The 22987-nt window shown below is 69.7% G+C and carries 25 protein-coding genes; 20 read left to right on the forward strand and 5 right to left on the reverse strand.

What is annotated here, in order from left to right; all coding sequences use genetic code 11:
• Positions 1-126: 126 nt before the first annotated feature.
• Positions 127-1584 (forward strand): IMP dehydrogenase, encoded by a 1458-nt coding sequence (gene guaB, locus MYSTI_RS20525; protein WP_015349702.1) that lies wholly within the window; start codon positions 127-129, stop codon positions 1582-1584.
• 127 nt (positions 1585-1711) lie between these two features.
• Here guaB and MYSTI_RS20530 read toward each other — a convergent pair whose 3' ends face one another.
• A complete protein-coding gene (locus MYSTI_RS20530; RefSeq protein WP_015349703.1) occupies positions 1712-2329 on the reverse strand; it encodes a hypothetical protein in 618 nt (205 codons plus the stop codon).
• A 99-nt stretch (positions 2330-2428) separates the two neighbouring features.
• Between MYSTI_RS20530 and guaA the strand changes: the two genes are divergently transcribed.
• Both guaA and MYSTI_RS20540 read left to right on the forward strand, forming a co-directional pair.
• Positions 2429-3982: a glutamine-hydrolyzing GMP synthase gene (gene guaA, locus MYSTI_RS20535; protein ID WP_015349704.1), complete on the forward strand. Its 1554-nt coding sequence runs from the start codon at positions 2429-2431 to the stop codon at positions 3980-3982.
• A gap of 105 nt (positions 3983-4087) precedes the next feature.
• A complete protein-coding gene (locus MYSTI_RS20540) occupies positions 4088-4633 on the forward strand; it encodes a GrpB family protein (RefSeq protein WP_015349705.1) in 546 nt (181 codons plus the stop codon).
• A gap of 110 nt (positions 4634-4743) precedes the next feature.
• On the opposite strand, the gene MYSTI_RS20545 is transcribed toward MYSTI_RS20540, so the two are convergent.
• Positions 4744-6870 carry a S46 family peptidase gene (locus MYSTI_RS20545; protein WP_015349706.1) on the reverse strand — a complete coding sequence of 709 codons (2127 nt, stop codon included), beginning with the start codon at positions 6868-6870 and terminating at the stop codon, positions 4744-4746.
• 551 nt (positions 6871-7421) lie between these two features.
• Here MYSTI_RS20545 and MYSTI_RS20550 point away from each other — a divergent pair.
• The 6 genes from MYSTI_RS20550 (at position 7422) to MYSTI_RS20575 (ending at position 12302) form a co-directional block, all read left to right on the forward strand.
• Positions 7422-8699 (forward strand): hypothetical protein, encoded by a 1278-nt coding sequence (locus MYSTI_RS20550; RefSeq protein ID WP_015349707.1) that lies wholly within the window; start codon positions 7422-7424, stop codon positions 8697-8699.
• On the forward strand, positions 8689-8955 hold the full coding sequence (locus tag MYSTI_RS20555; RefSeq protein WP_015349708.1) for a hypothetical protein: 267 nt from the start codon (positions 8689-8691) through the stop codon (positions 8953-8955). The genes MYSTI_RS20550 and MYSTI_RS20555 overlap by 11 nt, the downstream gene beginning before the upstream one ends.
• Positions 8945-9382, forward strand: a complete 438-nt coding sequence (locus MYSTI_RS20560; RefSeq protein ID WP_015349709.1) for a hypothetical protein — start codon at positions 8945-8947, stop codon at positions 9380-9382. Before MYSTI_RS20555 ends, MYSTI_RS20560 begins: the two co-directional genes overlap by 11 nt.
• Positions 9379-9654, forward strand: a complete 276-nt coding sequence (locus MYSTI_RS20565; protein ID WP_015349710.1) for a hypothetical protein — start codon at positions 9379-9381, stop codon at positions 9652-9654. The genes MYSTI_RS20560 and MYSTI_RS20565 overlap by 4 nt, the downstream gene beginning before the upstream one ends.
• Positions 9651-10049: a hypothetical protein gene (locus tag MYSTI_RS20570; protein ID WP_015349711.1), complete on the forward strand. Its 399-nt coding sequence runs from the start codon at positions 9651-9653 to the stop codon at positions 10047-10049. The genes MYSTI_RS20565 and MYSTI_RS20570 overlap by 4 nt, the downstream gene beginning before the upstream one ends.
• A gap of 963 nt (positions 10050-11012) precedes the next feature.
• On the forward strand, positions 11013-12302 hold the full coding sequence (locus MYSTI_RS20575; protein ID WP_044281032.1) for a hypothetical protein: 1290 nt from the start codon (positions 11013-11015) through the stop codon (positions 12300-12302).
• Here the strand turns inward: MYSTI_RS20575 and MYSTI_RS20580 are convergent.
• Complete coding sequence (locus tag MYSTI_RS20580; RefSeq protein ID WP_015349713.1) at positions 12282-12545, reverse strand: hypothetical protein; 264 nt, start codon at positions 12543-12545, stop codon at positions 12282-12284. The two genes, MYSTI_RS20575 and MYSTI_RS20580, sit on opposite strands and share 21 nt — an antisense overlap.
• Before the next feature lie 337 nt (positions 12546-12882).
• Between MYSTI_RS20580 and MYSTI_RS20585 the strand changes: the two genes are divergently transcribed.
• The 11 genes from MYSTI_RS20585 (at position 12883) to MYSTI_RS20635 (ending at position 21307) form a co-directional block, all read left to right on the forward strand.
• Complete coding sequence (locus tag MYSTI_RS20585) at positions 12883-13923, forward strand: hypothetical protein (RefSeq protein WP_015349714.1); 1041 nt, start codon at positions 12883-12885, stop codon at positions 13921-13923.
• The gene (locus MYSTI_RS20590) at positions 13923-14678 is read left to right on the forward strand and encodes a helicase HerA domain-containing protein (RefSeq protein ID WP_015349715.1); all 756 of its coding nucleotides are present in this window, start codon (positions 13923-13925) and stop codon (positions 14676-14678) included. Before MYSTI_RS20585 ends, MYSTI_RS20590 begins: the two co-directional genes overlap by 1 nt.
• Positions 14675-14845, forward strand: a complete 171-nt coding sequence (locus MYSTI_RS43870; RefSeq protein ID WP_015349716.1) for a hypothetical protein — start codon at positions 14675-14677, stop codon at positions 14843-14845. Before MYSTI_RS20590 ends, MYSTI_RS43870 begins: the two co-directional genes overlap by 4 nt.
• Before the next feature lie 43 nt (positions 14846-14888).
• Positions 14889-16316: a hypothetical protein gene (locus MYSTI_RS20595; protein ID WP_015349717.1), complete on the forward strand. Its 1428-nt coding sequence runs from the start codon at positions 14889-14891 to the stop codon at positions 16314-16316.
• 79 nt (positions 16317-16395) lie between these two features.
• The gene (locus MYSTI_RS43875) at positions 16396-17625 is read left to right on the forward strand and encodes a hypothetical protein (RefSeq protein WP_169558591.1); all 1230 of its coding nucleotides are present in this window, start codon (positions 16396-16398) and stop codon (positions 17623-17625) included.
• Positions 17622-18035, forward strand: a complete 414-nt coding sequence (locus MYSTI_RS20610) for a hypothetical protein (RefSeq protein ID WP_015349719.1) — start codon at positions 17622-17624, stop codon at positions 18033-18035. Before MYSTI_RS43875 ends, MYSTI_RS20610 begins: the two co-directional genes overlap by 4 nt.
• The gene (locus tag MYSTI_RS20615; RefSeq protein WP_015349720.1) at positions 18032-18505 is read left to right on the forward strand and encodes a hypothetical protein; all 474 of its coding nucleotides are present in this window, start codon (positions 18032-18034) and stop codon (positions 18503-18505) included. The genes MYSTI_RS20610 and MYSTI_RS20615 overlap by 4 nt, the downstream gene beginning before the upstream one ends.
• Positions 18506-18526: 21 nt before the next feature.
• A complete protein-coding gene (locus MYSTI_RS20620; RefSeq protein WP_015349721.1) occupies positions 18527-19456 on the forward strand; it encodes a hypothetical protein in 930 nt (309 codons plus the stop codon).
• Between the two features lie 3 nt (positions 19457-19459).
• Positions 19460-20182: a hypothetical protein gene (locus MYSTI_RS20625; protein ID WP_015349722.1), complete on the forward strand. Its 723-nt coding sequence runs from the start codon at positions 19460-19462 to the stop codon at positions 20180-20182.
• A gap of 10 nt (positions 20183-20192) precedes the next feature.
• Positions 20193-20843 carry a glycoside hydrolase family 19 protein gene (locus MYSTI_RS20630; RefSeq protein WP_015349723.1) on the forward strand — a complete coding sequence of 217 codons (651 nt, stop codon included), beginning with the start codon at positions 20193-20195 and terminating at the stop codon, positions 20841-20843.
• Between the two features lie 140 nt (positions 20844-20983).
• Positions 20984-21307, forward strand: coding sequence for a hypothetical protein (locus MYSTI_RS20635; protein ID WP_015349724.1), 324 nt, complete (start codon positions 20984-20986; stop codon positions 21305-21307).
• Between the two features lie 126 nt (positions 21308-21433).
• On the opposite strand, the gene MYSTI_RS20640 is transcribed toward MYSTI_RS20635, so the two are convergent.
• The gene (locus tag MYSTI_RS20640) at positions 21434-21901 is read right to left on the reverse strand and encodes an SMI1/KNR4 family protein (RefSeq protein ID WP_015349725.1); all 468 of its coding nucleotides are present in this window, start codon (positions 21899-21901) and stop codon (positions 21434-21436) included.
• Positions 21891-22163, reverse strand: coding sequence for a hypothetical protein (locus tag MYSTI_RS44710; protein ID WP_233277908.1), 273 nt, complete (start codon positions 22161-22163; stop codon positions 21891-21893). Before MYSTI_RS44710 ends, MYSTI_RS20640 begins: the two co-directional genes overlap by 11 nt.
• Positions 22164-22987: the final 824 nt, after the last annotated feature.

Raw genomic sequence — 22987 nt, forward strand, 5'->3', positions numbered from 1 at the left:
TGCGAGTGAACGGGCGTCAAAAAGTCCACCCTTCCGAGTTGCGTGGCGTCAACGTAACTCGTATGGAACCGCACCCGCTGGGCGCTGGTGCCCGCGGGCCCAATCGCCGCCCCGGGAGCGCCGCCCATGTTGAACCCCGAAATCCGGCTCGCACTCACCTTCGATGACGTCCTCCTGGTGCCTGCCGAAAGCTCGGTTGTCCCCAAGGATGCAGATCTCACCACCCGACTCACCCGCAACCTGCGGTTGAACATTCCGCTGCTGTCCGCGGCGATGGACACGGTGACGGAGTCGCGCACCGCCATCGCCATGGCGCAGGAAGGTGGCATCGGCGTCATCCACAAGAACATGACGCCCGAGCAGCAGGCGCTCGAGGTGACCAAGGTCAAGAAGTTCGAAAGTGGAATGGTGGTGGACCCCGTCACCATCGACCCGGAGGCCCCGCTGGGCCGCGCCATCGACCTGATGCGCCAGCACGGCGTCTCCGGCATCCCGGTGGTGAAGGGGCGTCGTCTGGTGGGCATCGTCACGAGCCGCGATGTCCGGTTCGAGACGAACCTCACGCAGAAGGTGGAAGCGGTGATGACGCGCAAGCTCGTCACCGGCAACGAGGGCATCCCGCAGCACGACGCGCAGAAGCTGCTGCACGAGCACCGCATCGAGAAGCTGCTCATCGTCAATGACCAGTTCGAGCTGCGCGGGCTCATCACCATCAAGGACATCGAGAAGCGCAAGACGCACCCCAACGCGGCGAAGGACGCCAAGGGCCGCCTGCTGTGCGCGGCCGCCGTGGGTGTGTCCGCGGACCGCGAGGCGCGCGTCGACGCGCTGCTCAAGGCCGGTGTGGACGTCATCGTGGTGGACACGGCGCACGGCCACTCGCAGGGCGTGGTGGACGGCGTTCGCGACACCCGCAAGAACTTCAAGGGCTTCGAGCTCATCGCCGGCAACGTCGCCACCGCCGAGGCCACCCGGGCGCTCATCCTGGCCGGCGTGGACGCGGTGAAGGTGGGCATCGGCCCCGGCTCCATCTGCACCACGCGCGTGGTCGCCGGCGTCGGGGTGCCTCAGGTCACCGCGGTGGACGACTGCGTCCGCGAGGCGGACAAGCACGACATCCCCATCATCTCGGATGGCGGCATCAAGTACTCGGGCGACATCGTCAAGGCGCTGGCCGCGGGCGCGAGCACGGTGATGATCGGCTCGCTCTTCGCGGGCACCGAGGAGGCTCCGGGCGACGTCATCCTGTACCAGGGCCGCAGCTACAAGAGCTACCGGGGCATGGGCAGCCTGGGCGCCATGAAGCAGGGCGCCAAGGACCGCTACTTCCAGGCGGACGTGGAGGCGGTGAAGCTGGTCCCCGAGGGCATCGAGGGCCGCGTGCCGTACAAGGGCACGCTCGCCATGAACGTCCACCAGATGCTGGGCGGCATCCGCAGCGGCATGGGCTACGTGGGCTGCGGCACCATCGACGAGCTGCGCAAGAACGCCACCTTCGTGCGCATCACCTCGGCCGGGCTCAAGGAGAGCCACGTGCACGACGTCATCATCACCGAGGAAGCCCCCAACTACCGCGTGGAGTAGTCGTCAGCGGCCTGGGCGCCGGGCGAGGCCTTCGTGCCTTGCTCGGACCTGGGGGTGAATGAAAAGAGGGCCCGCGCCAGGAGGCGGGGCCCTCGGATGTCCCGGAGGCCAGGACGGGGAAGCGAGGCTACTTGCGGCCCTTGCGCCCGCCGGCTCCAGAGTCCTCTCCCGCGGCCGAGGCGGGGATCTTCTTCTCGGCGCCAGCCACGCGGTCCAGCAGGGAGTCCTTGTCGTCGGGCTCCAGCGTCTCGATGGCCTGGCGGAGCGTGTTGAAGTCGAGCCGGGCGATGGTGACGGTGTTGCCGCCCTTGATCTCCTGGACCGTGGGCACGGCCACCAGCTCGCGCATGTACGTCTCGAACTCCAGCTTCACGTCGGCCGTCTGCTGGATGCAGGAGTCCTTCGCGTTGACGATCTGCTGGCTGCCTTCCCGGTAGCTCAGGTCCGGGTTGCGGTTCATCGCCTCCTCGAAGGTGGCGGTGCGCTTGCGCAGCGAGGTGTACAGCTCGATGTAGTCGACCAGGCGGTCGGTCTCCGGGCGGTTCACGTTGCGGGCCTTGCCCAACGCGTCCGTGGTGTCTTCACAAGTGAGCTTTTGGAGCTCGGAAACTCCCGGCGTGTCCTTCATCGCCAGGTTCTGCGTGGAGCGGTCCAGCCGCTCGTCGGAGGAGATTTCCTTCACGCATCCAGTGGCGGAGAGAAACAAGAAGGCTGCAGCAGTGGGAGCGGACAGGCGGCGGAGCATCCGGACCTCGAACAATTGAGGGGACTTGGGCGTTGCTTTCCGGAAGTTTGTAGCGATAAGGGCCCCCAGCCGTCAACGACGCCCCCTTGGAGAACTCCGGTGGACCTGCACGCCGAGAAGATTCTGATCCTCGATTTCGGGAGTCAGTACACCCAGCTCATCGCCCGTCGCGTGCGCGAACTGGGCGTTTACTGTGAAATCCACCGCCCGGACCTCCCGGCGGCGGACATCCGACGCTTCGCCCCTCGGGGCATCATTCTTTCGGGAGGCCCGGCATCCGTGGAGGCCGAGGGCTCTCCGCGCTGCGACCCCTTCGTCTTCGACGCGGGCGTCCCCGTGCTGGGCATCTGCTACGGCCTCCAGCTCATCTCCAAGCTGCTGGGCGGCCGCATCGACCGCGGCGCCCACCGGGAGTTCGGCAACGCGGAGGTGGAGGTGCTCGCGGCTCGTGGCCCCTTCTCCGAGTTCCGTCCGGGAGACCGGGTCCAGGTGTGGATGAGCCACGGAGACCGCGTGGAGGAGCTCCCCCCGGGCTTCGAGGCCATTGGCCGCAGCGGCAACTCGCCCTTCGCGGCGGCCGCGCACCAGTCGAAGCCGTTCTACGGCTTCCAGTTCCACCCCGAGGTGGTGCACACGCCCCAGGGCAAGGCCATGCTGCGCGCCTTCCTCTTCAACGACTGCAAGGTGACCGGGTCGTGGACGATGAAGGGCTTCATCGACGAGGCGGTGGCCACCATCCGCCGCCAGGTGGGTGAGCAGGGCCGGGTCATCTGCGCCCTGTCCGGCGGCGTGGACAGCTCCGTGGCCGCGCTGTTGCTCCACCGGGCCATCGGCCCCCGGCTCCAGTGCATCTTCGTGGACAACGGCGTGCTGCGGCAGGGCGAGCGCGCTCAGGTGGAGGCGCTCTTCGTGGACCGCTTCCACGTCCCGCTGAAGACGGTGGATGCGCGGGCCCGCTTCCTGGAGAAGCTGGCCGGAGTCACGGACCCGGAGAAGAAGCGGAAGATCATCGGCCGAGAGTTCATCGCCGTGTTCGAGGAGGCCTCGCGCGACATCCAGGACGCGGAGTTCCTGGCCCAGGGCACGCTGTACCCGGACGTCATCGAGTCCGTCTCGTACAAGGGCCCGTCCGTCACCATCAAGAGCCACCACAACGTGGGCGGCCTGCCCGAGCAGATGAAGCTCAAGCTGGTGGAGCCCCTGCGCGAGCTGTTCAAGGACGAGGTCCGCGCCCTGGGCCGCGAGCTGGGCCTGCCCGAGGAGATGGTGTCCCGGCAGCCCTTCCCGGGCCCGGGCCTGGCCATCCGCGTGCTGGGGGAAGTCACCGAGGCGCGGCTGGACCTGGTGCGGCGCGCCGACGCCATCGTCCAGGAGGAGATTCGCGCCGCGGGGCTCTACAAGGAGCTGTGGCAGGCGTTCGCGGTGCTGCTGCCGGTGCAGAGCGTGGGCGTCATGGGCGACGAGCGCACCTACGAGTCCACCTGCGTGCTTCGCGCCGTCACCAGCGTGGACGGCATGACGGCGGACTGGGCCCGGCTGCCGTACCCCGTGCTGGAGCGCATCTCCACGCGTATCACCAACGAGGTGCGCGGCATCAACCGCGTCGCCTACGACGTGTCGTCCAAGCCTCCCGCCACCATCGAGTGGGAGTGACGCGGGCCGCGGCCCGCTCGCGCCGGTAGCACCTCCGGCGCCGGGTGGGCATGCTCCGGCTTCGGACCGCGCCCCTCCGCGGTTCGAAGCCGAAGAGGACCGCACATGCCACCGCCCATCCGGGTGGAGCTGTCTCCCCATGACCCTCGCTGGGCGGACGAAGCCAGGACCGAAGCCCTGGCTCTCGCGAACGCCCTGGGTCCGGACCTGTTGCGAGTCGTCCACCACGTGGGCTCGACCGCCGTTCCGGGCATCCGCGCCAAGCCCATCCTGGATCTGCTGCCCGTGGTGACGCGCCTGGAGGCGCTCGACGGGCGGAGGTCCGCGCTCGAGGCCCTAGGCTACGAGTGGTGGGGGGAGCTGGGCCTGCCAGGGCGCCGCTACTGCACGAAGACCGATGCGCGGACGGGGCGCAGGGTCATCCAGCTCCACTGCTACGGGGAGGGTTCGGCGGAGGTCGTCCGGCACCTGGCGTTCCGGGACTACCTCCGGCAACACCCGGCGGTGGCCGCCGCCTATGACCAGGAGAAGGCCCGGTGCCGGAGCCTGCACCCGGAGAACTCCCACGACTACAGCGACTGCAAGAACGCGTGGATCCAGTCCGCCGAAGCAGAGGCGCTGGCCTGGTACCGGCGAAAGTCCGAGGGGTAGGGCGGGGCGCTGAAAACAGAAGAGGCCGCCTGGCGGTTCGAGCCCAGGCAGCCTCTTCGTCCTTCAGGGGCACCGGGCGTCGAGCCCGAGCCCCCTTCATGCGGGGTGCATCACCCGGCCGGGTTGGCCTTCGCCGCGGGCACCTTGGTGCTGCCAGGGCGCAGCTCCTCGAGGACGCGGGTGGCGCCGTAGACCTTCTTCAGCGACTCGATGATGGCGTCGCTGTGCACGGACACCGCGCGGTTCGAGGACTCGTCGAAGCCGTACTCGCCGCCCAGCGACTGGATGTTGCCGTCGAACACCAGGCCGACAATCTCCGCGTCCTTGTTGATGACCGGGGAGCCGGAGTTGCCACCGATGATGTCGTTGGTGGTGACCATGTTCATGGCCGTGGCTCCGTCGATGTGCTTCTCGGACTTCAGCCAGGACGGGGGCAGCGCGAAGGGGTCCTCGCCCGTGGCGTGCGCGAACGTGCCCGACATCTGGGTGATGGGCGCCACCGGCTTGCCGTCCTCCATGTAGCCCTTCACCGAGCCGTAGGACAGGCGCAGGGTGAACGTCGCATCCGGGTACTGGTTGGTGCCGTAGGTGTCGAACTTGGCCTGGGCCACCAGCTCCGAGTTCTTCTTGATGACCGCGTCGATGTTCTCCTCGACGTTCTTGCGGATGGCGCGGGCATCGCCGTCCACCAGCAGCGCCAGCTGGATCATCGGGTCCTTGGAGGCCGCGATGGCCGCCTTGCCGCCGTCGAACAGGCTCTTGCGGACGGACACGTCACACACCTTGGAGCCCTTCACGTCCTTCAGCACGCACAGCTTGGAGCCCTTCACCAGGCGGGCCGCCAGCTTGTCGGGGGACTCCTTGCCCAGCACCTTCTTGACGAACGGGTGGTTGGAGCCCAGCTCCTCGCGCATCTTCGTCAGGCCGAAGCTCAGGCGGAGAATCTCCAGCTCCGGGTAGATGGGCGCCTGGCTGAACAGGCTGGCCTGGAGGGCGGGAAGGCCCGCCTGGTTGTACTCACGCAGGCGCAGGCCGTTCTCCTTGGGGAGTTCCTCGGAGGCGCGGACCAGCGTCTTGGCGATGCTGAACAGGCTGGAGGACAGGCCGCTGCCGCCCTCCATGTAGGCCAGGTCCTTGCGGACGTGGACGAACTGGGCCTCGGCCTTGGCGATCTCATCCCACGCCGCGCCGTACTTCTTCTTCATCTCCGGGTTGGACTCGACCTTCTTGCGCAGCTCCTGCTCGGCCGCGACCTTCTGGGCGAAGAACGTCTTGTCCTGGAGCGCCTCGAGCCGGCCCTTGACCGCCTTCAGGCCGTTCTCGATGCCGAAGAGCAGGTTGTTGGAGATGCGCTTCTGCTCGGGACCACGCTTCTGGAACTCGGTCACCATGCCGCGCAGCTCGGACATCATGAAGAGCTGCTTGGGCATCGCCACGTCGCGCTGGTACTCCAGCTCCGCGATGGTCAGCTTGCGCGAGGTGCGGCCGGGGTGGCCGGAGATGAAGGTGAGGTCGCCTTCCTTCACGCTCTTCTCGGACCACTTGAAGTAGTGGTCCGTCGTCGCCGGCTTGCCGTCCTCGTAGACGCGCAGGAACGTCACGTCCAGGTCGTACCGGGGGAACTCGAAGTTGTCCGGGTCGCCGCCGAAGAACGCGATGGCGTGCTCGGGCGCCATGACCAGGCGGACGTCCTGGAAGCGGCGGTACTTGTAGAGGTTGTACTGGCCGCCCTGGTACAGGGTGACGACGTCACAGCGCACCTTGGCGTCGCCGGCCGAGCAGGTCTGCTCGAGCTCCGACATCTTCGCCTTGAGCGCGTCGCTGTACGCCTTGCCGGTCAGCCCCTGGGTCGCCTTGTTCAGCGTCGCGGTGACGTCGGTCAGCTGCACCAGCTGGTTGAGCTCCATCGCCGGGCACTGCGTCTCCTCGGCGGCGCTCTTCGCGTAGAAGCCGTTGGCGATGTAGTCCTTCTTGGACCCGGAGAGCTGCTCGATGCAGCCACGGGCGCAGTGGTGATTCGTCATCACCAGGCCGTTGGGGGACACGAAGCTGGCCGAACAGCCGCCCGCCATCCGCGCCGAGGACAGCCGCACCTTGTCGAGCCACTCCTGCGACGGGTCGAAGCCGTATTTCTCCTTCACCTTCGCGGACGGGAAGTTGTTGTACGTCCACATGCCTTCGTCGGCGAGCGCGGGCGCCGCACCAACGAGGGTGGCAATCAGGAACAACCGTTTCATTGACAGGTCCTTTCCAGGGCCGGGGGTCCCGCCGGTTCTGCGGGAACCCATGGGCTCGGTCAATTGGGAAAAGAACAGCGGAACCGTCGAGGTAGTCCCGAGCAATCAGGGGAGAACTCGCCAGCGCAATGAGTCATGGCGCGTGTTGCTCGCCGTGGACTCGCGGCGCCGCGAATCCAGGGATTCGTGGGTGCCGGGAAGCGGGGAAGAACCGACGAAAGAACCACCGGAAACCACCCTTGGGAATCCATCCGCCTAGTTTACATAACGCATGTTATCGGACCTTATGGCCATGGAATCATTAGTGATTTCAGTGGCTTGCCGAAGTCTCTCGCCTGCACGCCAGTTCAGCCGCCCAACCACCGCGGCCCCCTTTTGCTGGACGCAACTGGAGCCCTTGGGCCCTCGCGTCTCGCCTCCCGAAATAGTCCGAGCGACAATCCGCGCGGGTCGCTCGGACCTGCCGTGCCACTCGCCTGGTATCGCCGTCCATTCACGGTGACTTGGCGAGCAGGCACGGCTCTTGCCCCTGCGCGGGTCCGAGCCAACCCATGAAATCCACGTCTCCGTCGTCTCCGTCGCTTCCAGCGCGCCACCTGCGCGTTGGGTCCACCTCACTGCACCGCGCAGCCTGCGGCGCCGGCTCCTGGGCGCCTGCTGGCTACCTCGCCGCCGAGTCCCTGGCCGAAGTCACCTGCAAGCGCTGCCAGCGCACCGTGGCCTTCCTCCAGGCCTCCACCGCGGCCAGCTCCCCAAGCTCGACTCCCGCCATCGGCACCCTCACAGCCCCTCGCTCCGCCAGCGGCGCGGACCGTCGCGAGCAGTTCGAGCAGCCCATGCACTGGGTTCGCAACGTCTCCCGCGACGCCGACACCGCCTGCGGCTCGCCCCTCGACGTGTCGTGGACCTCCGAGGCCAACGACGTGACGTGCGCCTTGTGCCTGGCTGTCCACCCATCCGCGACGCTCTCGGATGAGCCCCTGGACCTCGACATCAACAAGCTCGTCGAGGTGCCTCCGCTCCTGTGTCGCTGCGGGCGCACGGCCATCTACCGCCTCAACAGCAAGCAGGACGGCCTCACTCCTGGCTGCCCCTCCTGCGCGCTCAACCTCACGTCCTGCGCCTGCGAGCCCGCCGCCCACCAGGTGGCCGACACGCCGAACACCAACGCGCCGGACGACGCCGTCGCAGACCGGGGCGACGGACCGAGCTTCGACAACGAGTTCGAGCCCCTCTGCACGCACGGCATCCGCCTCGACGAGACGTGCACTGGCTGCGACAGGTACGCGGCGGGCCCTCGGGATGAGCGGCCCTATGCCGAGCGCTACAACGGCCCTCGGGATGAGCGGCCCTTTTTTGCCCCGTCCGCCGAGCAGCCATCCGCGCAGGCCGTCGCGTCGGAGGCGCAGCGCCAGCGCGAATTGCACCAGGGCCTCGCGCTGCTGTCTCGCGCCGTGGGGCACTTCGAGCGAGCCGCGGCCGTCACCTCGGAGTGCCGCGACTGGCAGAGCGCGCACGGCCCGGAGCTGCACGAGGACGTGCGCGGGCTCGCCCTCAACGCTCGCCTGCTGTACCGCCGCGCCCTCAACACCCGCCTGCGGGAGATTGCGGACCGCGAGGAGTTGCCCGCCAAGACGGCGGTTGTCGCGGCTGGCTGGCGGTGGCTGGGCCTGGTGGGCCGGGGGGCCCGGCAGCGCTACGGCATTGCCCTCCTCGATGCTCGGGGCCTGGTGGTGGCGTCCGGACTGGCGCGCATGCCCGCCGACGCGGCACGCCTCGCGGAGTACCTCCAGGCTCGCCTTGCGCGCAGAGGCAGCCATGTCCGTTGAGACACGCGCCCAGGCCCGCACGAATCTGCTCCTGGCGGCGAGCCGGTACGAGACGGCACTGCGCGAGCTGCGCGCCGCCTCGGAGCTGATGCGCGACGTTGTTGACGACGGCGTTGGCATGGATGGGGAGCGTCGGGAGCTGTACGCGATTCGCACCCGCGTTGATGAGGCGAAAGCCCGCCTGCGGTCTCCGGCTCTGGCGAGCAGCGTCGATTTCGCGCCGCGGGTGACCGACGGAGGCAGCCATGTCCGTTGAGGCACGCGCTGACTCCATCACCGTGGCGCGTCGCCGCGTGGAGCGACTCCACGAGGACCTGGTGCGCCTGGAGGCCGCGCTGTCGCGCACCCCAGGCCGGCGCTACCACGTCGCGGCGGTGCCGGAGTGCTGCCACCGGGCCGCAAGGCTGCGCTGGCAGCTGGCGCGGGCGGAGCTGGCGCTGCGCGCCACGCGGTTGCGCGCCGTCAACGAGCGCATGGAGCGCATCCGCCGCCCCAGGCAGGCACCGCGAGCGCCGGTGGTGCAGCTGGCGCTTTTCGCCGCGCCGGCTGACGAGCAGCTGCCCGAGGCGGCGCCCGAGGACGTTGTGGAGGTGCCGGAGGGAGCGCGCGTGCTGTACCTGCCGCGCCCCACGTGCCCGACTGCGGCGCCACGCCTGCACATCCTCGTTGGGGGGGCCGCGTGACGCTCACCAACGTCATGCAGCTTAAGGCGGCCACGCGGCACGCCACCGCAACCGTCAACCTCTGGCACGCGCAGCGGCTGGAGCTGGCTGCCCACGCCGAGTGGGCCTCCGTCATCGAGCGAGAGGGCTCGGGGGCACCAGGTGTGGAGCAGGCCCGCGCCGCGTTCGACACGTGCCGCGAGCGGCGCAAGGCGTACGCCCGCGACCTCGACGAGGCGGCCGAGGCGCTGTCCGAGTCCATGCGCGCCGTCCATGAGGAGGCGCGACGATGAGCGGCCGGGTGGATGTCTACATCCTGCCCGGTGGTGCCATGGCGCCATGGGGTGGACGCCGGCCGGCGACGGCATGTGAGGAGCAATACGCGCGGGCCCTGAGTGCCCATGCCGTCAACCGCTCTCGCATGGTCGACGCGACGCAGGCCGAGGCGGAGGCGCGCAAGGCATGCGTTGCAGCCATCGCGGAGCACGGCCCGTGCAGCGTCGAGGCGGATGCCGCACGCCGACGGTGGGACGCGGCGCACGCGCGGACGCTCGACGCGGCAGCTCGGCTTGAGGCCGCGACGTTGCGCATCCAGCGCGCAATGGATGCCTGGGCGTCCGAGGTAGCCGCGCGTGAATACGCGCGCGCGGTGCCGGGGGCGGACATGGACGCGGGCGGCGCCACCTGATGCGGCACTGCGCCACATGGGTGCCCCCGGCGTACCTGCACCGATGCGCGTGGTGCAGGAGGCCGGCGCGTGTGGCGCCGCAAGTTGTGCTGTGGGGCCTGCGCTGTGGCAGTTGCAAGGCGGTGTGGTGCCGCTCCTGTGAGCACTCGGCGATGCCCTGCCGTGAGTGCAGCAGCACCTCTAGCTTGTCGGCGCTCGGTGCGCCGTCCCATGCCATGGGTCCGTGAGGGCGGCGCGGCGTAACGGCCGCCCCACTCGCTGGACGCACCTCCCCTGCCCCGCTGGTTTCGCCAGCGCCGGGCGGGGGACGTGCGCGCGCGCGAAACCAGGAGCCCCCCACGGTGCGGCGAGCACTGCGGCGCGTCGCCAGAGGCCCGCCCGTGCAGCGCAGCTGCGCGCGGACGGGCCGATGCGTGGCACCCGCGCCCCGTCCGGCGAGCGGCAGCGGCAGAGCGTGCGCGCGGAGCTGGTGCGTTCGGCATGGAGCGCGGGGCGCCCCGCGCTCCTCGAAATTATCGGCGGATGTGCGCAACCCCGCCCCCACGGCGGCCCCACTGACACCGCGTCGCGGACGCCCAGGGCGGCCCAGGGGCGCGCGAGCGCTGGAGGGCTGCGGTAGTGGCTGCGCGCGCGCAACGTGCGGCTGCGGCCGGCGCGGTGGCCCTGGCGGACGCGCCCGGAGCTGGGCACGGCGCGGGGGTCCCCGGGGGCCAGGCCCCCGGGCTTGTCCGTAGTAACGTTAAGTCAGACAAGCCCAGAGGGACGGAGCGGGCAAAAGCCCCCCCAGCGCGCTACGTCCCCAACGGGTGCCACGCGTGCGCCGCCCAGTCCTGGAGTGTGGCGACATGGACGCGTGGTGAAACAGACCCCGCGAAACGTCGCTGGTGGACGTACCAGTGCCGCTCATGGCGGCACGAGGGCGATTGCGCTCGGTGGGTCTCCCAGCGTGACTACGCGCGAATCATGCTGGCGCTGGAGCCGTTGCGCGTGGAGGACCTGGTCCTCGTGGTGTTGACGCTGGACCCGGAGCGAGCCGAGCCCACGTTGGACGGGCAATACCAGGGCCTCCAACCGCGCTGGGCGATGCTCGCGAAGTACATTTCGCGGGGCTGGGGCGAGGGAGGCGTGCCGGCACTGGGGCGCATCGACTTCGTGTCGGTGGTTGAGCAGCACCGCTCAGGCCGTCCGCACCTCAACGTCATCATCCACTCGCCGGAGTTGGCGCAGCAGCTGCGCGAGCGACCTCCCACTGCGGCCGATGTGGCTGCGAAACGGGGGCCCCACTGGTGGCGCTCACTCGTTGCCCACTGTGGCTGGGGCCCGCTGTCCTCGATCGGTCACGCACGCAGCAAGGAGGACGTGGCCAGCTACAGCGTCAAGGTGAGCAAGGCCGCGGTGCCACACCCCACGATGGTTGGTGAGGTGGTCAAGCTCGCGCAGCTCCCGACGGCGGCGCCGCCACGCATGCGCCGCGTGCGTTCCAGCAAGGGCTTTCTGCCTCCAGCCAGGCGCCCGCCAGACCCCGAGCGCGAGGGCTCGCTGTTTCTCCATCCGACGCCGACAGAGATGCAACGCCGGCAGGAGGAGGCATGTGCGGCGCTGGAGGCAAAATGGGGCGTAGTGCTGGGGTGGCGCCCAGCCGTGCGCGGGTGGTGGCGCGCCGCGGGGGTAGGACGCCTGCGAATCCTCGGACTCCGGGACGTGGAGCCCATCCTCTCGGGCGCGCAGCTCGGTTCCTGGTGGCGAACGCCTGTGGACGCCGAGCGCGACGCGTTTCGCGCGGGAGCACGTGGCGCAGCGGTGCGCGTCCCGTCGCCCCCGTGGCTTGAAGCGCTGCGGACGATGCCGTCCGAGCCAGCACCGCCACCGCTGCGGGAGCTGGGGCTGGCGGACGTGCTGAGCATTGGCGCGTACCAGCAAGCGCAGCGGCGCGCGAAAGACTTGGCGGAGCTGCGACACGCGCAGCGGTTGCGGCCCGCGGAGGATGTGCTGGAGGCGTGGCACCTGCGCGCAGAGGCGTCCGAGGCACTGGCGAGCAGAGCGGCGGAACCCGAGGTGGACGAGGGCTCGCGAGCGTACGTCTTGCGTGAGCCCGCGCGACGCAGGCACGAGGACGGAGACGTGCGATTCGCGGGGCTCCTCTCGGGGCACTTCAACTACGCGCAGGATTGCCACGAGGCGCTAGAGCGAGGCGAGGACGCCGAGAAGACTGTCGCGAAACCTCGCTGGGTACTACGGCGCGGTTTCGCCTGATGCGTCGGGGGCTACGGAGAGGCCCGCGCGAAACGGCTGGGTGCTGATGGGGAGGCCGTGCGCGTTGAGGGCAATCAGCCACGAGCCGCGTCCACTCCCCAGCCTGTCGGCGAGGATGAGGCCTTCGTCGGCCCAGCGATTGAGGGTGCGGCAGCTGATGGATGCGTCGTGAGCCGCGACCTTGATGGCGACCCAACGCGCCGGGGGGCCAGCGGTGGGCATCTCGTAGTTGTTGCAAGTCATGAGGGGGCTCCAGCGTGATGCAACGCCAGTCTAGAGCACTGCGCCGACGCGGGCCGCACGTGGCGATTTTGGCGAGCCACCGGGGTGCGCGGCGATCTCACAGGGTTTGAGTCCACCCATGGCGTCAGGGATTGCGAGACACGGCCCGGTGGCGAGTCGTGGCGAGCAACCCGCCTGTTTTGGCGACGCGAAATTGGCGACTGATTGCGCATCGACGGGGGGCGGCTCGGCGTGCCGAGTCCCCCAACCCCTCCCCTCCACGTGACGGGAGTGCGGCGCCCCATGAGGCCGGGGCGGCCCCGGGCCGCTCCCCGTCACCCCTTTCGCGCGAGGCGTCATGGACAGCCAGGCCGAGCAGCCCAACGGAGGCGAGTACAGCGAGCATGCGCCGGCGAGCGCGCAGCCGTCCGCCACCGCGGGCACGCCCCGCCGCGCGAAGTCCTCACGGCGCAAACGAGGCGCGAGCCGCGGCGGACGCCCCGCCAGCAACCCCGCGCGCCAGGCGCGCAGCTACCGAGACATGCTGCGCGCGGCTGGCGCTGACGTGGAGGCCATCTGCGAGGCCAACGACTGGGCGCGACAGCATGGAGTCCCCCTCGACGGCGCCGCGGAGCTGGTGGAGCGCCACGCACAGGAGCAAGCCGAGCGACGCGTGCAGAAGTACCGCGAGTACCTGCGCGAGGCCCAGGGTGACGTGAACGAGGTCATCAACGCGAACGCGTGGGCGCGAGAAAACGGTGTGCCGCTCGACGCGGAGGCGGAGCGCCTGGGAGACGAGTGGGACGCGCGGCGCAACGAGCAGACTTCCGGCCCGCCTCCTCCCTCGGAGCCCCCTGCCTCGGCGGAAGTCCCGCCCGAGGAACCCGTGCAGCCCGCGGACCCGGATGGATTTGCCTCGCTGGGTGACGAGCCCCAGCCGGAGGTGTTGCCCCCAGAGGAGCCCAAGGGGCCGACCTACATGGGCGAGCCGGTGGACATGGTGGAGGCGTTCTCTCAAGCCGCCCTCTTCCTTGCCGGAAGCCTCGCGGAGCTGACGCGCGGCCACCCGGTGATGGACCTCACGCGTCCGATTGAGCGCGTGCTGTTCAAGGGTACGCCCGTGGAGCGGACCGTCCGCGGCGACCCCGTCGCGCGCGTCTCGGAGCTGACCGGTGTCGGCCTCGCTCGACGCGCGCAGCGCGCGATGGCTGCCGTGGATGGCCCCGCGGGTAAGCCCGGTATCGGCTGGGAGCTGGTGCCCCTCTGCGCCGCACTCGGAATCCCGCTCGTGGTGCATGCCAAGGGCGCGGTGGTCTCCGCGGCGCGCGGCTACATGGCGGGTGCGCGAGGCGCAGCGGCCTGCGTGGGCCGACTCCTCCGACGCGGGCGGGGGGGCTGATGGCGAAGTGCTCCTCATGCGCTCGCCAGGTCTCCGAGGACGTGCCCCTCTACACGGGCCCCTGGGTGCCCGACGCCTACGAGCGATTCGCCGTGTTGGGGATGACGGGCTCGGGGAAGTCATACCTGCTCAAGCAGTGGGTGGAGTACCTCATGGGGCGGCGGCAGGCAGTCGTCGTCATCGACGTGGCCGACGAGTACAGCCGTCTGGGCAATCCCCGTCCGAGCAAGCCCGGCTTCAAACTCGGACCGCTGACGCAGCGGATGACGATTCCCGCGTTCCGCGCGGCGCTGCGCCACGACAAGACGTTCCTGCTCCGTGCTGACCTCGCACTCTCCCTCGTGCCGACGCCAGGACTCCTCGGGCCGGACCTCGCCGCCGAAATCAAGGCCGTGCTGCCGGCGCTCCGCGCGCGCGGCAACCTCTGCTTGTTCGTGGAGGAGCTGGCCGTCTGGGGCCGGTTTGCGGAGCTCGAGCTGCTCGACATCGCGGCGACGTGGGCGAAAGAGGGCGTCGCGGCGTGGTTCGTCAGCCAGTACGCCACCGGCATTCCGGCGCCCGTGCGCGGCCAGGTCTCCTCGTGCATCTCCGGCGAGCAATTCAAAGCGAGCGACAGGGACTACCTCACCCGCGACTTCGGGCGCGCATTCGCCCACTCGCTGCACCCCTGTCCGCCGCGGACGTTCCGCATTGCGTTCACGCGGTCGCAGTACGCGGACGAACACCACCAACGCGCAAAGGAGCGACGCAAATGAGCGACACCAAGAGCGACGAGAAGTCCAACAGCACGTGGGGCCGCGACCTCACCATGGTCGGCATCGGCATCGTCATCGGCGCGGGCGGCACGGTCATCGCCGGCCACCTCTCCAACGGGAAGGTGCCCGTGCCGCCCGCCATGCAGCCGTCGACGACCAACAAGTAAGCGCACTCACTCCCCTCCCCACGACACACCCACGAGATTCGCCATGCCCATGACGACCACCGCGGCCTTCCCGAAGGGGGAGCAACCGCTGCACCGCGATGCCGCGCTGAAAAAGGGAGAGATGCAGGCCCCCGCGGGGACTGTCACCGACGCCGTGTGCGTGCGCTTCCTCGCGGATGTGCAGGCCACCGGCGCCTCGGCGGCCTTCACCGTGGCCGAGCGCCTCGCCGTCCTCAGCGGCTTCCGCGTCTCACTGACGCAGGAGCTGCCGGGCGGCATCAAGCTCCAGCCGTGGCAGTCCGAGACGCTCGACAAGGTCCGCGACGATGCCCTGCGCTGGCTCAAGCTCGACGTGGACGGCTTCGCCGACGACGCGTCGGGCCTCGCGCAGCCCTTCGAGGACGGTGTGCAGGCCGTGAATTTCACCGCCTACATCCCGACGGGGCATACCCCCAACATCGCCGAGTCCACGCGCATCACCGGCCTGGGCGTCGAGCAGCTCCTCGATTGCGAGTTCATCCTCACTCGCGTGGGAGACCCCTTCAAGGCGGTGCGTCCGACGCTCAAGCTGACCAACCTGAAGGTCATCATGAGCCCGGGCGTGAAGAAGGCCGAAGCGCGGCGGATTGGTCTGCCCGTCTACGCGCGGCGCGTCGTCAACGCGAACGGCTACGAGATTCGCACGGAGCCCGGCCTTGTCCTCTGTCTGGAGGACATGGCACCGCACGAGGCCAATCTGCTCAGTGCGCTTCGCGTCACCGCGGGCGGCGTCAAGGTGACGGATGACCCGAATGGCAAGGCGGAGATTCTCGCGGACTTGCTGCGCGACTACGAGAGCGGCGGACGGCCGATGGACCCGCGAGAGGAGAGCATCAACGCGCGGCGCACCGTCGTCTTCGCCCAGCCGCCGAATGCGCTGACGCGCATGTACTCCGGCCACGTCGAGGCCCGGCAGGTGACGCGCAACAAGGAATGGGAGGGGCGCGCGCTGTACTTCCCGCTGCTGTCCCACGCGGAAACCATGGCGCTGGTGCAGGCCTACGCGCAGCACATCCCCGACGGGCGCGTGGTGCATGCCGTGTGCACGGGCATGTACGAGGGACTGGAGTGTGACGACAAGTCCCTGCCGTACACCGGCATGACGCTGTTCCTCGACAACGAGTCGGACTTCCCCAGCTACCCGGGCCTGCGCTGCTCGAAGGGCGGGGTGCCGTATGTCTACATCCCGGAGCACCGGCTGCGCGCCGCCGCGCTCAAGGTCATCTCCGTCATGGCTCGCACGACGGCGCACCCCGGGGGCGACACGCGGATGGCCCGGGCCATCGTCCTGGATGAGGCTCGCTGGATTCCGGGCGCGGTGACGAGCGAGCGCGGCTTCGACGAGATGTCCGCGGTGCGCCAGGAAGTCGCCGAGCGCATCCGCGCCAAGGTGGCCGAGCACGACTCGGGCGCGGCCCCCGCCGTCATGTAGTGCCCCGAGGCTGGGCGCGGCTTCGCGTCGCGCCCGGCCTGTCTCCCTTCTCTCTCTCTCCCTCCCTCCATGGTGGCTCGTGGCTGACACGCTGCTGGCGCGCGCTGCGCGCTACATCCTTGCTGGGGCCAAGGGCGCCGCGGGGCGCCTGGTGCGCCGCCGCGCCGCGGGCGCGTCGAGCGCTGCACCTCCACCACCAGGTGGGCGGCCCGTGGGGAATGTGTCGCCCGTGGCGCCCCTGGCGCCGGCTCCTCTGCCGGCACCCGCGCTGCCTCCCGACGTGCCGCCCCCGGCGCCTCCTCCCCCTCCGGAGGAGCCACCTCCTCCGCCGCCGCCTCCTGTCCCGCCACCGCCTCCGCCAGCTCCACCGCCCATGCCCACGGCTGCAATCTCCGCCGTCGTCAACGGCGGCCAGCTCCTCGCCGCGGTGCTCGCCGCGACTCCCCTCGCGCCTCTGTCTCCATTCGTGGGCATGGCCGCGGGGTTGCTCGGTGGGGCCATTGGCGACAACGCCAAGGCCAAGGTGGCCCAGCGCTACCTGCGGGAGATGGCGCAGAGCGCGCTGGAGCAGGGCTACTACGAGGGCTACAGCAAGGAGTACAACGCCGGCGCCACGCTCTATGACGTGGGCCTCTACGAGCAGGCCTTCGAGCGATTCGGCAACGTCAAAGCCGCGGGCGCGGCGGCGCGGCTCGCCGTCGCTGTGAAGCTCGATGAGCTGAACGTCCAGTGCTACCGCAAGTGGATGGCCGCCCGCACGAATGACTCGGGGCACCTCTGGGACGGCTACACCCTCGGAGATGGTGGTTTCACCGGCGCCCCCAACACGGAGGAGTTCAACAGCGGCGTCCCTGGCGGTTGGATTTACACGCACTACGCCGACGGCTCGAATCGCCGCTACCACGGGCACCCCGAGCACGCGGACTACCACGGCACGCTGGTGCCGCCCCTGCCGCCCGAAGTGGTGGAGCACTACCGCGCCATCCGCGCCGAGCAGCGTCGCCGCGCAGACGTGGAGCGCGAAACGGGGCTCGGGCAGGGCGGCCACTTCACCGGTGTGAAGTCCGACATTCGCAACGGCCTGGGTGGGCACCGGGACTTCGAGATTGAGGACGTCGTCTACGACGCGCCGCCGCCTCCTCCTCCCGTCACCAAGACGCCTCCCCCTCCACTCCCTCCTCCGCCACCTCCTCCTCCGCCACCGCCTCCCGCTCCTCCTCCTGCGCCGCCTCCCCCGAGACCTGTCCCTCCGCTTCCCCCCGATGTGCCGCCCGGACGGAAGGGTCGCGATTGGAACGACGACCTATGAAAACCACTCTCATTGTCGCGAGCGTCGCGAGTGCGGTGCTCGGCTATGGCCTCTCACTCGCCGTCGAGTCGCGTCGCGCGCGCAGCTCGCGGGACGCCGCCGCACAGCCCCCGCCTCCCGTCACCCCAGCGCCACCTGCGACTCCCGCCGCCCCGCGCAGCCAGGCCCTGGGCCTGCCTCCGCCGCGTCCGACGCCCACCACCAAGCCCCAGGCCGCGCCCTACCTGCCCCCGGACCCGTACGCGCCGCTGTCCCTCGTCGCGAGCGAGGGGCCGCGCACGCCTCCGGCCCAAGTCCACTACTTCGCCGAGCGCGAGGACTGCGGGTGCGGCAAGTCGAGCGCGGCCACCCCTCCACGCAGCACGCAGGCCGAAACCCTCTGGGCCGGCCCGGAATGGAGTGACAGATGAACACGCAGACGACAGTCCTCGCAGGACTCGGCGTGCTCGCCGCGGGCGGTGTGGCCGCCTACGCCCTGACGCGCAAGTCCGACGCCGAGCAGGCAGCGGCAGCTGAGCAAGCCAAGCTCAAAGAGGCCCTCGCCGCCGCCCAGCTCCAGTTCCAGCAGGCGCAGCAGGCCCAGGCCCAGGCCACGCAGCAGGCCCAGGTGGCCCAGGCCCAGCAGGCCCAGCAGCTCGCGCAGCAGCAGATTGCCGCCCTCCAGGGCCAGCTCCAGCAGCTCGCCGCCGCCAACGCCGCCGCGCAGCAGAAGGCCGGTGCCACCACCGTCCCTCGTGCGCCGCCTCCCCAGACGACGCCCATTCCCACCCCCACCGCTGGGGGCGGCGTCCTGGGCACCATCAACGGTGTCATCGGCGCCGTCTCCGGTGTCGTCGGCGTCGCCAACCAGCTCGACACCATGTTCGACATCTGGCCGTAGCCACCACCGCGAGGAGACACCATGCTTGAGAGTTTCGGTCAGACGCACATCCCGGAGTACGGCAACGAGTGCGAGTGGATGGGGTTGGACCACGAGGCCGTCATGCTCTCCGCCGCGGGCCACGAGGAGGCAAACCGCTCCATCGTCTGGCCCGTCGAAGCCGTCATCAATGGCGACTACACCCGCCCTCGGCTGCTCCACCCGGGCACCCTGGAGCGCCTCGGCGGCTGCGAGCGCATCCGCTCCGTCAAGGTCATCAAACAACGGGACTTCGCCACGTTCGAGCTATGGGCCGAGCGCTGCGCGTCCGCCTCGCCGAAAGCCCTCCTCTCGGTGGACCCCGCCAGGGCTCTCTACACGCGCCGGCCGGCGCGGGAGCTGCTCTCCATCCGCGTCGCGAATGGGTCGAGCGAGTATGCCGCTCTCGTGAGTGAGCTGGCCTATGCCGACTGGACTGGCCAGGACACGGACATCTGGCTGAGGCCTTTCGCGGACGCGCCGTTTCGGGTTCACAGGCGAGCGCCTGGCGCGTACCGCCAGGTGAGCTCGGAGAGCATCCTCGACACGCGCGGGTTCGACAGGCTCGCGGTCTCCGTCGAGCTGACGTGCCTGGCTGAGGACTCGCGGCCGGCCGCCATCATCAAGCCCACCGTGGAGCTATTCGGCCGGTGCGGCTCCGACCGGCCGTACAGGAGCCAGGAGATTGGCACCAATCCCGACGTGGGCCACAACGGAGACACGTGGCGGGGGGACGGAGGTTTCTCGTTCGCTGCGGTCCACACGCTGATGCTCGGCGGCGCAGGCGCCACTGTGACGGATTCCGACTTGTGGCAGGAGTCCTATCTCCCGCCCGCCATCGCCGTCCGCCTCGCGCTCACTGGGCACACCTGGAGGGCCGCGGAGTTCCTGGACGGCGACCTCGAACTCACCGTCACCGTCACGGGGTACTAGGTCATGGCCCTCACCCGAGAGCAGTTGGCCCTCGCCGACGAGCTGACGGCCAAGGTGGACGACTACGCCAAGCGGGCCGAGGCCGCCGCGCGCCCCGTCTCGCTCGCCGAGGACCTGCTCGGGTGGGCGCCCACGTGGAGCTACCTGGGGGCGGCGCGGGAGCTGTTGAGCAATGAGACGCAGCAGCAAATCGCCGGCGCGCTCAACATGGTGCGAGACCTCATCCCCCGCTGGCGCGGCGAGCGCCGCCAGTGGGTCGAGGCCGGAGTGCGCTCCACCGACGGCAAGCCCTACCCGCTTGCGCAGTGGTTGGACGAAGGCAACAGCATCGCCAGCACCTTGGCGACGGCGCTCGGTGAGCTGCACAAGGTCCGCACGTGGACAGGCATCACCCAGACGGCCCAGGCCACCGAGCAGCGCATCGCCGACGCGGGGCGCGCCGTCGCGGCGACAGTGGAGCAAGTCGGCAAGACGCTCGCCGACCCGTGGCCCTGGTACGTCAAGGCGGGCCTGGCCGTGGGCGGCGTCGTGCTGGTGACGGGTGGCGCGGCCGTCGCGTGGCAGGCCATTCGACACACGCCCGTCGGTCTTGCTCTGCGCGGGGCCGTCATGGTCGCGAACGCGAGCCCTCTGGCATCGGCCGCGCGTGACGCTGGAGCACGAGCACGGGAGGCCATCGAGTCCCGCCAGAGCGCAGCGACGAAGTCCTCCAAGTCTCGCAGCTAGGAGCTACGCCGTGACTGCCAAACTCCCCATTGCTCTCGCCCTCGGCGTCGCGGCTGTCGGTGCCACCGCCCTCGCCGTGGCGAGGCGTAAGCCCGACCTCCTCTCCCTCGCGGAGCTGGCCGAGCTGACGCCTCGCCTCGATGCGCAGACGCGCCGCAAGTACCTGCCTCTCCTCAACGCCGCGCTGCACGAGTGGTCCATCAACACGCCCAACCGCATCGCCCACGCATTGGGCCAGTGGCTCCACGAGTCCTGGCAGTTGACCACCATGGTGGAGATTGGCCCCGACGTGCAGCGCTACGCCTCCAATCCCCACCTTGGCAACGGCGGCGACGCGGCCAAGGCCGCCTCGTACATCGGCCGCGGGCCCACTCAGTTGACGGGCCTCGCCAACTACACCCGCGCCGGCAAGGCCTTGGGCGTGGACCTCGTCAACGTCCCGGAGCTGGCCGCGGACCCCCGCGTCGGCTTCAGGGCCGCGGGCTGGTACTTCCGCGAGGGCAACGGCGACCTCGCTCCTCTCGCGGACAGAGGCACCACCTCCGCGGACATCCTCGCAATCACCAAGCGAATCAACGGCGGCACCAACGGCCTGTTGGACCGCGAGCGCTACACCCACCAGGTGGCGGCGCTGCTCGCTCGCAGACGGAGCAAGACTTGAGTCCCGCGCTCCAGTGAGGGGCTGAGCCTCTTCACCTCCTTGCAACCTTCCCCCACGGCTTCGGCCGCGTCGGGAGTCGTGTGTCTGCACTCTCGCGGCGCGGCGCGAGCGTGCTCCCCTTTCCCGCGCACGGAGTCCTCATGACTGGCATCGGCAAGATTCTCTTCGTCGTGGTCACCGCCGTCTGCGCCCTCGCGGGTGGCTACGCCACCTTCGGGCAAGAGGGGGCGCTCCAGGTCGGCGCCAATCAGGCCGCGCAGATGTGCGAGGCCGCGGGAATCCCCGCGTACCTGCGCGGCCCGGACGGCCAGGTCATCCCCCGCCCCCAGCCGGCTGACGAGGGCCCGCGGGAGCGCCGCGTCGGCCTCACCCCCAGGGGCGGGGGCCTCGTGCCTCTCTTCGTGCCTGCGCCGGGAGCACGCTCCACCGTCCAGGACGTGGGGCCGGCCGACACGCAGCAGTAACAGCGTTGCTCGCTCCTCGAGCTTCCCGCTGGCGGACCTGGTGGCGGCCCTACTTCCCTCGGGCCCTGCCACCTCAGTGACTACAGCGTTGCACTAGCACCTGGGGCCGCGGCGTGTGCTGCGGCCCTAGTCTTTTTGCAGCCACCAGAGTTGGTTGTTGCTCCGCAACGTGCGCTCCAGCCACTCGCCAAACGACGGGGCAATCTCGACGACATCCAGCGGATACGACTCGTGGAAGGCGTCGAGGATGGGGTACGGCGCGGGGCGCGCTACGTCGAGGAGGTTGTAATCAGAGTCCTGGAGGTAGACGAGCGTCCACCAGGATGCGGCGCCGCCTGATTCGTCGTCAGGCCGGTGCTTCGCCACGCGGGCCGGCTGAATTTCGTCGAGGGAGAGGATGCGGAACTTTTCGTCGGGGCGAGGGTCGAAGAGGGTTGCCCCATCGCAGCGCAGGTAGAACGCGCGAAGCTCGTCATCCAGTCGCCAACCTGCGCGCGCCTCAAACGCTGCGATTTGCTCGGGCGTCGCAGGCGCGTTGGGGAAGTGACTCGCGATGACCTCGTCGAGCAGCTCTTGCAGGGGGCTAGTCGGCATACGGTCTGTCCACTCCGATGGTGCTCCATCGGGAGTCGCCCGAATAGCACTGGGGATAGGCCTGGTTGGCGACCTCGTGCACCTCGCGCGGCATGGGCAGCACGTTGTTTCGCGCCGTCGGATGCCCTCCGTGCAACAGGTCGTGGATGTGGTGGCCAGGCCAGTTGTCGCCGCCTGAGCGCGGCCACGCGCCGAACTCCTCGGCCCATGCGTTGCGGTAGCCGCGCCGCGCGTTTTCCCAGAGGCGTCGCAGGGCTGACACGTCAGAGACCGTCGGGTAGTCACAGCAACAGTGCGTGATGGCGAGGCGCCCCCCAGCCTCCGCGGGCGCAAAGAGAAACCGGCCACGCCAGTCGCCCTTGATGTCCGCAAGCCAGATGCACCCCTTGAGCGCGTGTCCCTCGCCTGCGCATCGCGCCTCGCAACGACGCCACCACGCTGCCGAGCAGCTCCAGGGCCCGTAATAGATGCTCGTCGTCACCTGGCCGCCGTCAGGGGTGGGCACGGCAGGGCCAACCCATTTGGCCGACGCTTGTGGGCCCACCGTGCCCACCGTCGCGGAGCCACATGCAGCCGCCAAGGATGCGGCGAGCGCCGTCGCAGATAGCCTGCAAATCATGCAATGCATGCTCAATCAGGTGTCCCGGCAAATGTAAGTCCTCGCGTTGGGGCCTCTCCTGGTGGGTTGGATGGGGATACGCGTGGTACGACTGTCCGCGCATGGCTTGCCCCTTCTCCCCTGCTCCGCTCCTGCGCCCTCCAGCTCCACGCGCGCGTGCGGCGTCAGCTCGCGCGATTGCTGTCGCTCTCGTCGCTGGGGCCCTGGTGCTAGTCGTCAGTGCAGTGCTCCCCACGTCGCAGCCCGGACGGTCGTCGAGTGCGACCGCGCCCGTGGACGACGCATCCGCGCTCGTGGATGCGCATCGTCAGCGCAGCGGCGCGCAGCTCGCGCTCACAATCCCTGCCAGGCCGGACCCGGAGTGGGCGCCGCCGCCCTGTCCGTCGCGATTCGTCGAGCGACACTCCGCGTGCTGGCTGATGGCTGCGGCAACACCACCGTGCCCAGCAACGACGTACGAGCATGAG

Origin of the sequence: Myxococcus stipitatus DSM 14675, assembly GCF_000331735.1 — a bacterium.
GTDB lineage: Bacteria > Myxococcota > Myxococcia > Myxococcales > Myxococcaceae > Myxococcus > Myxococcus stipitatus.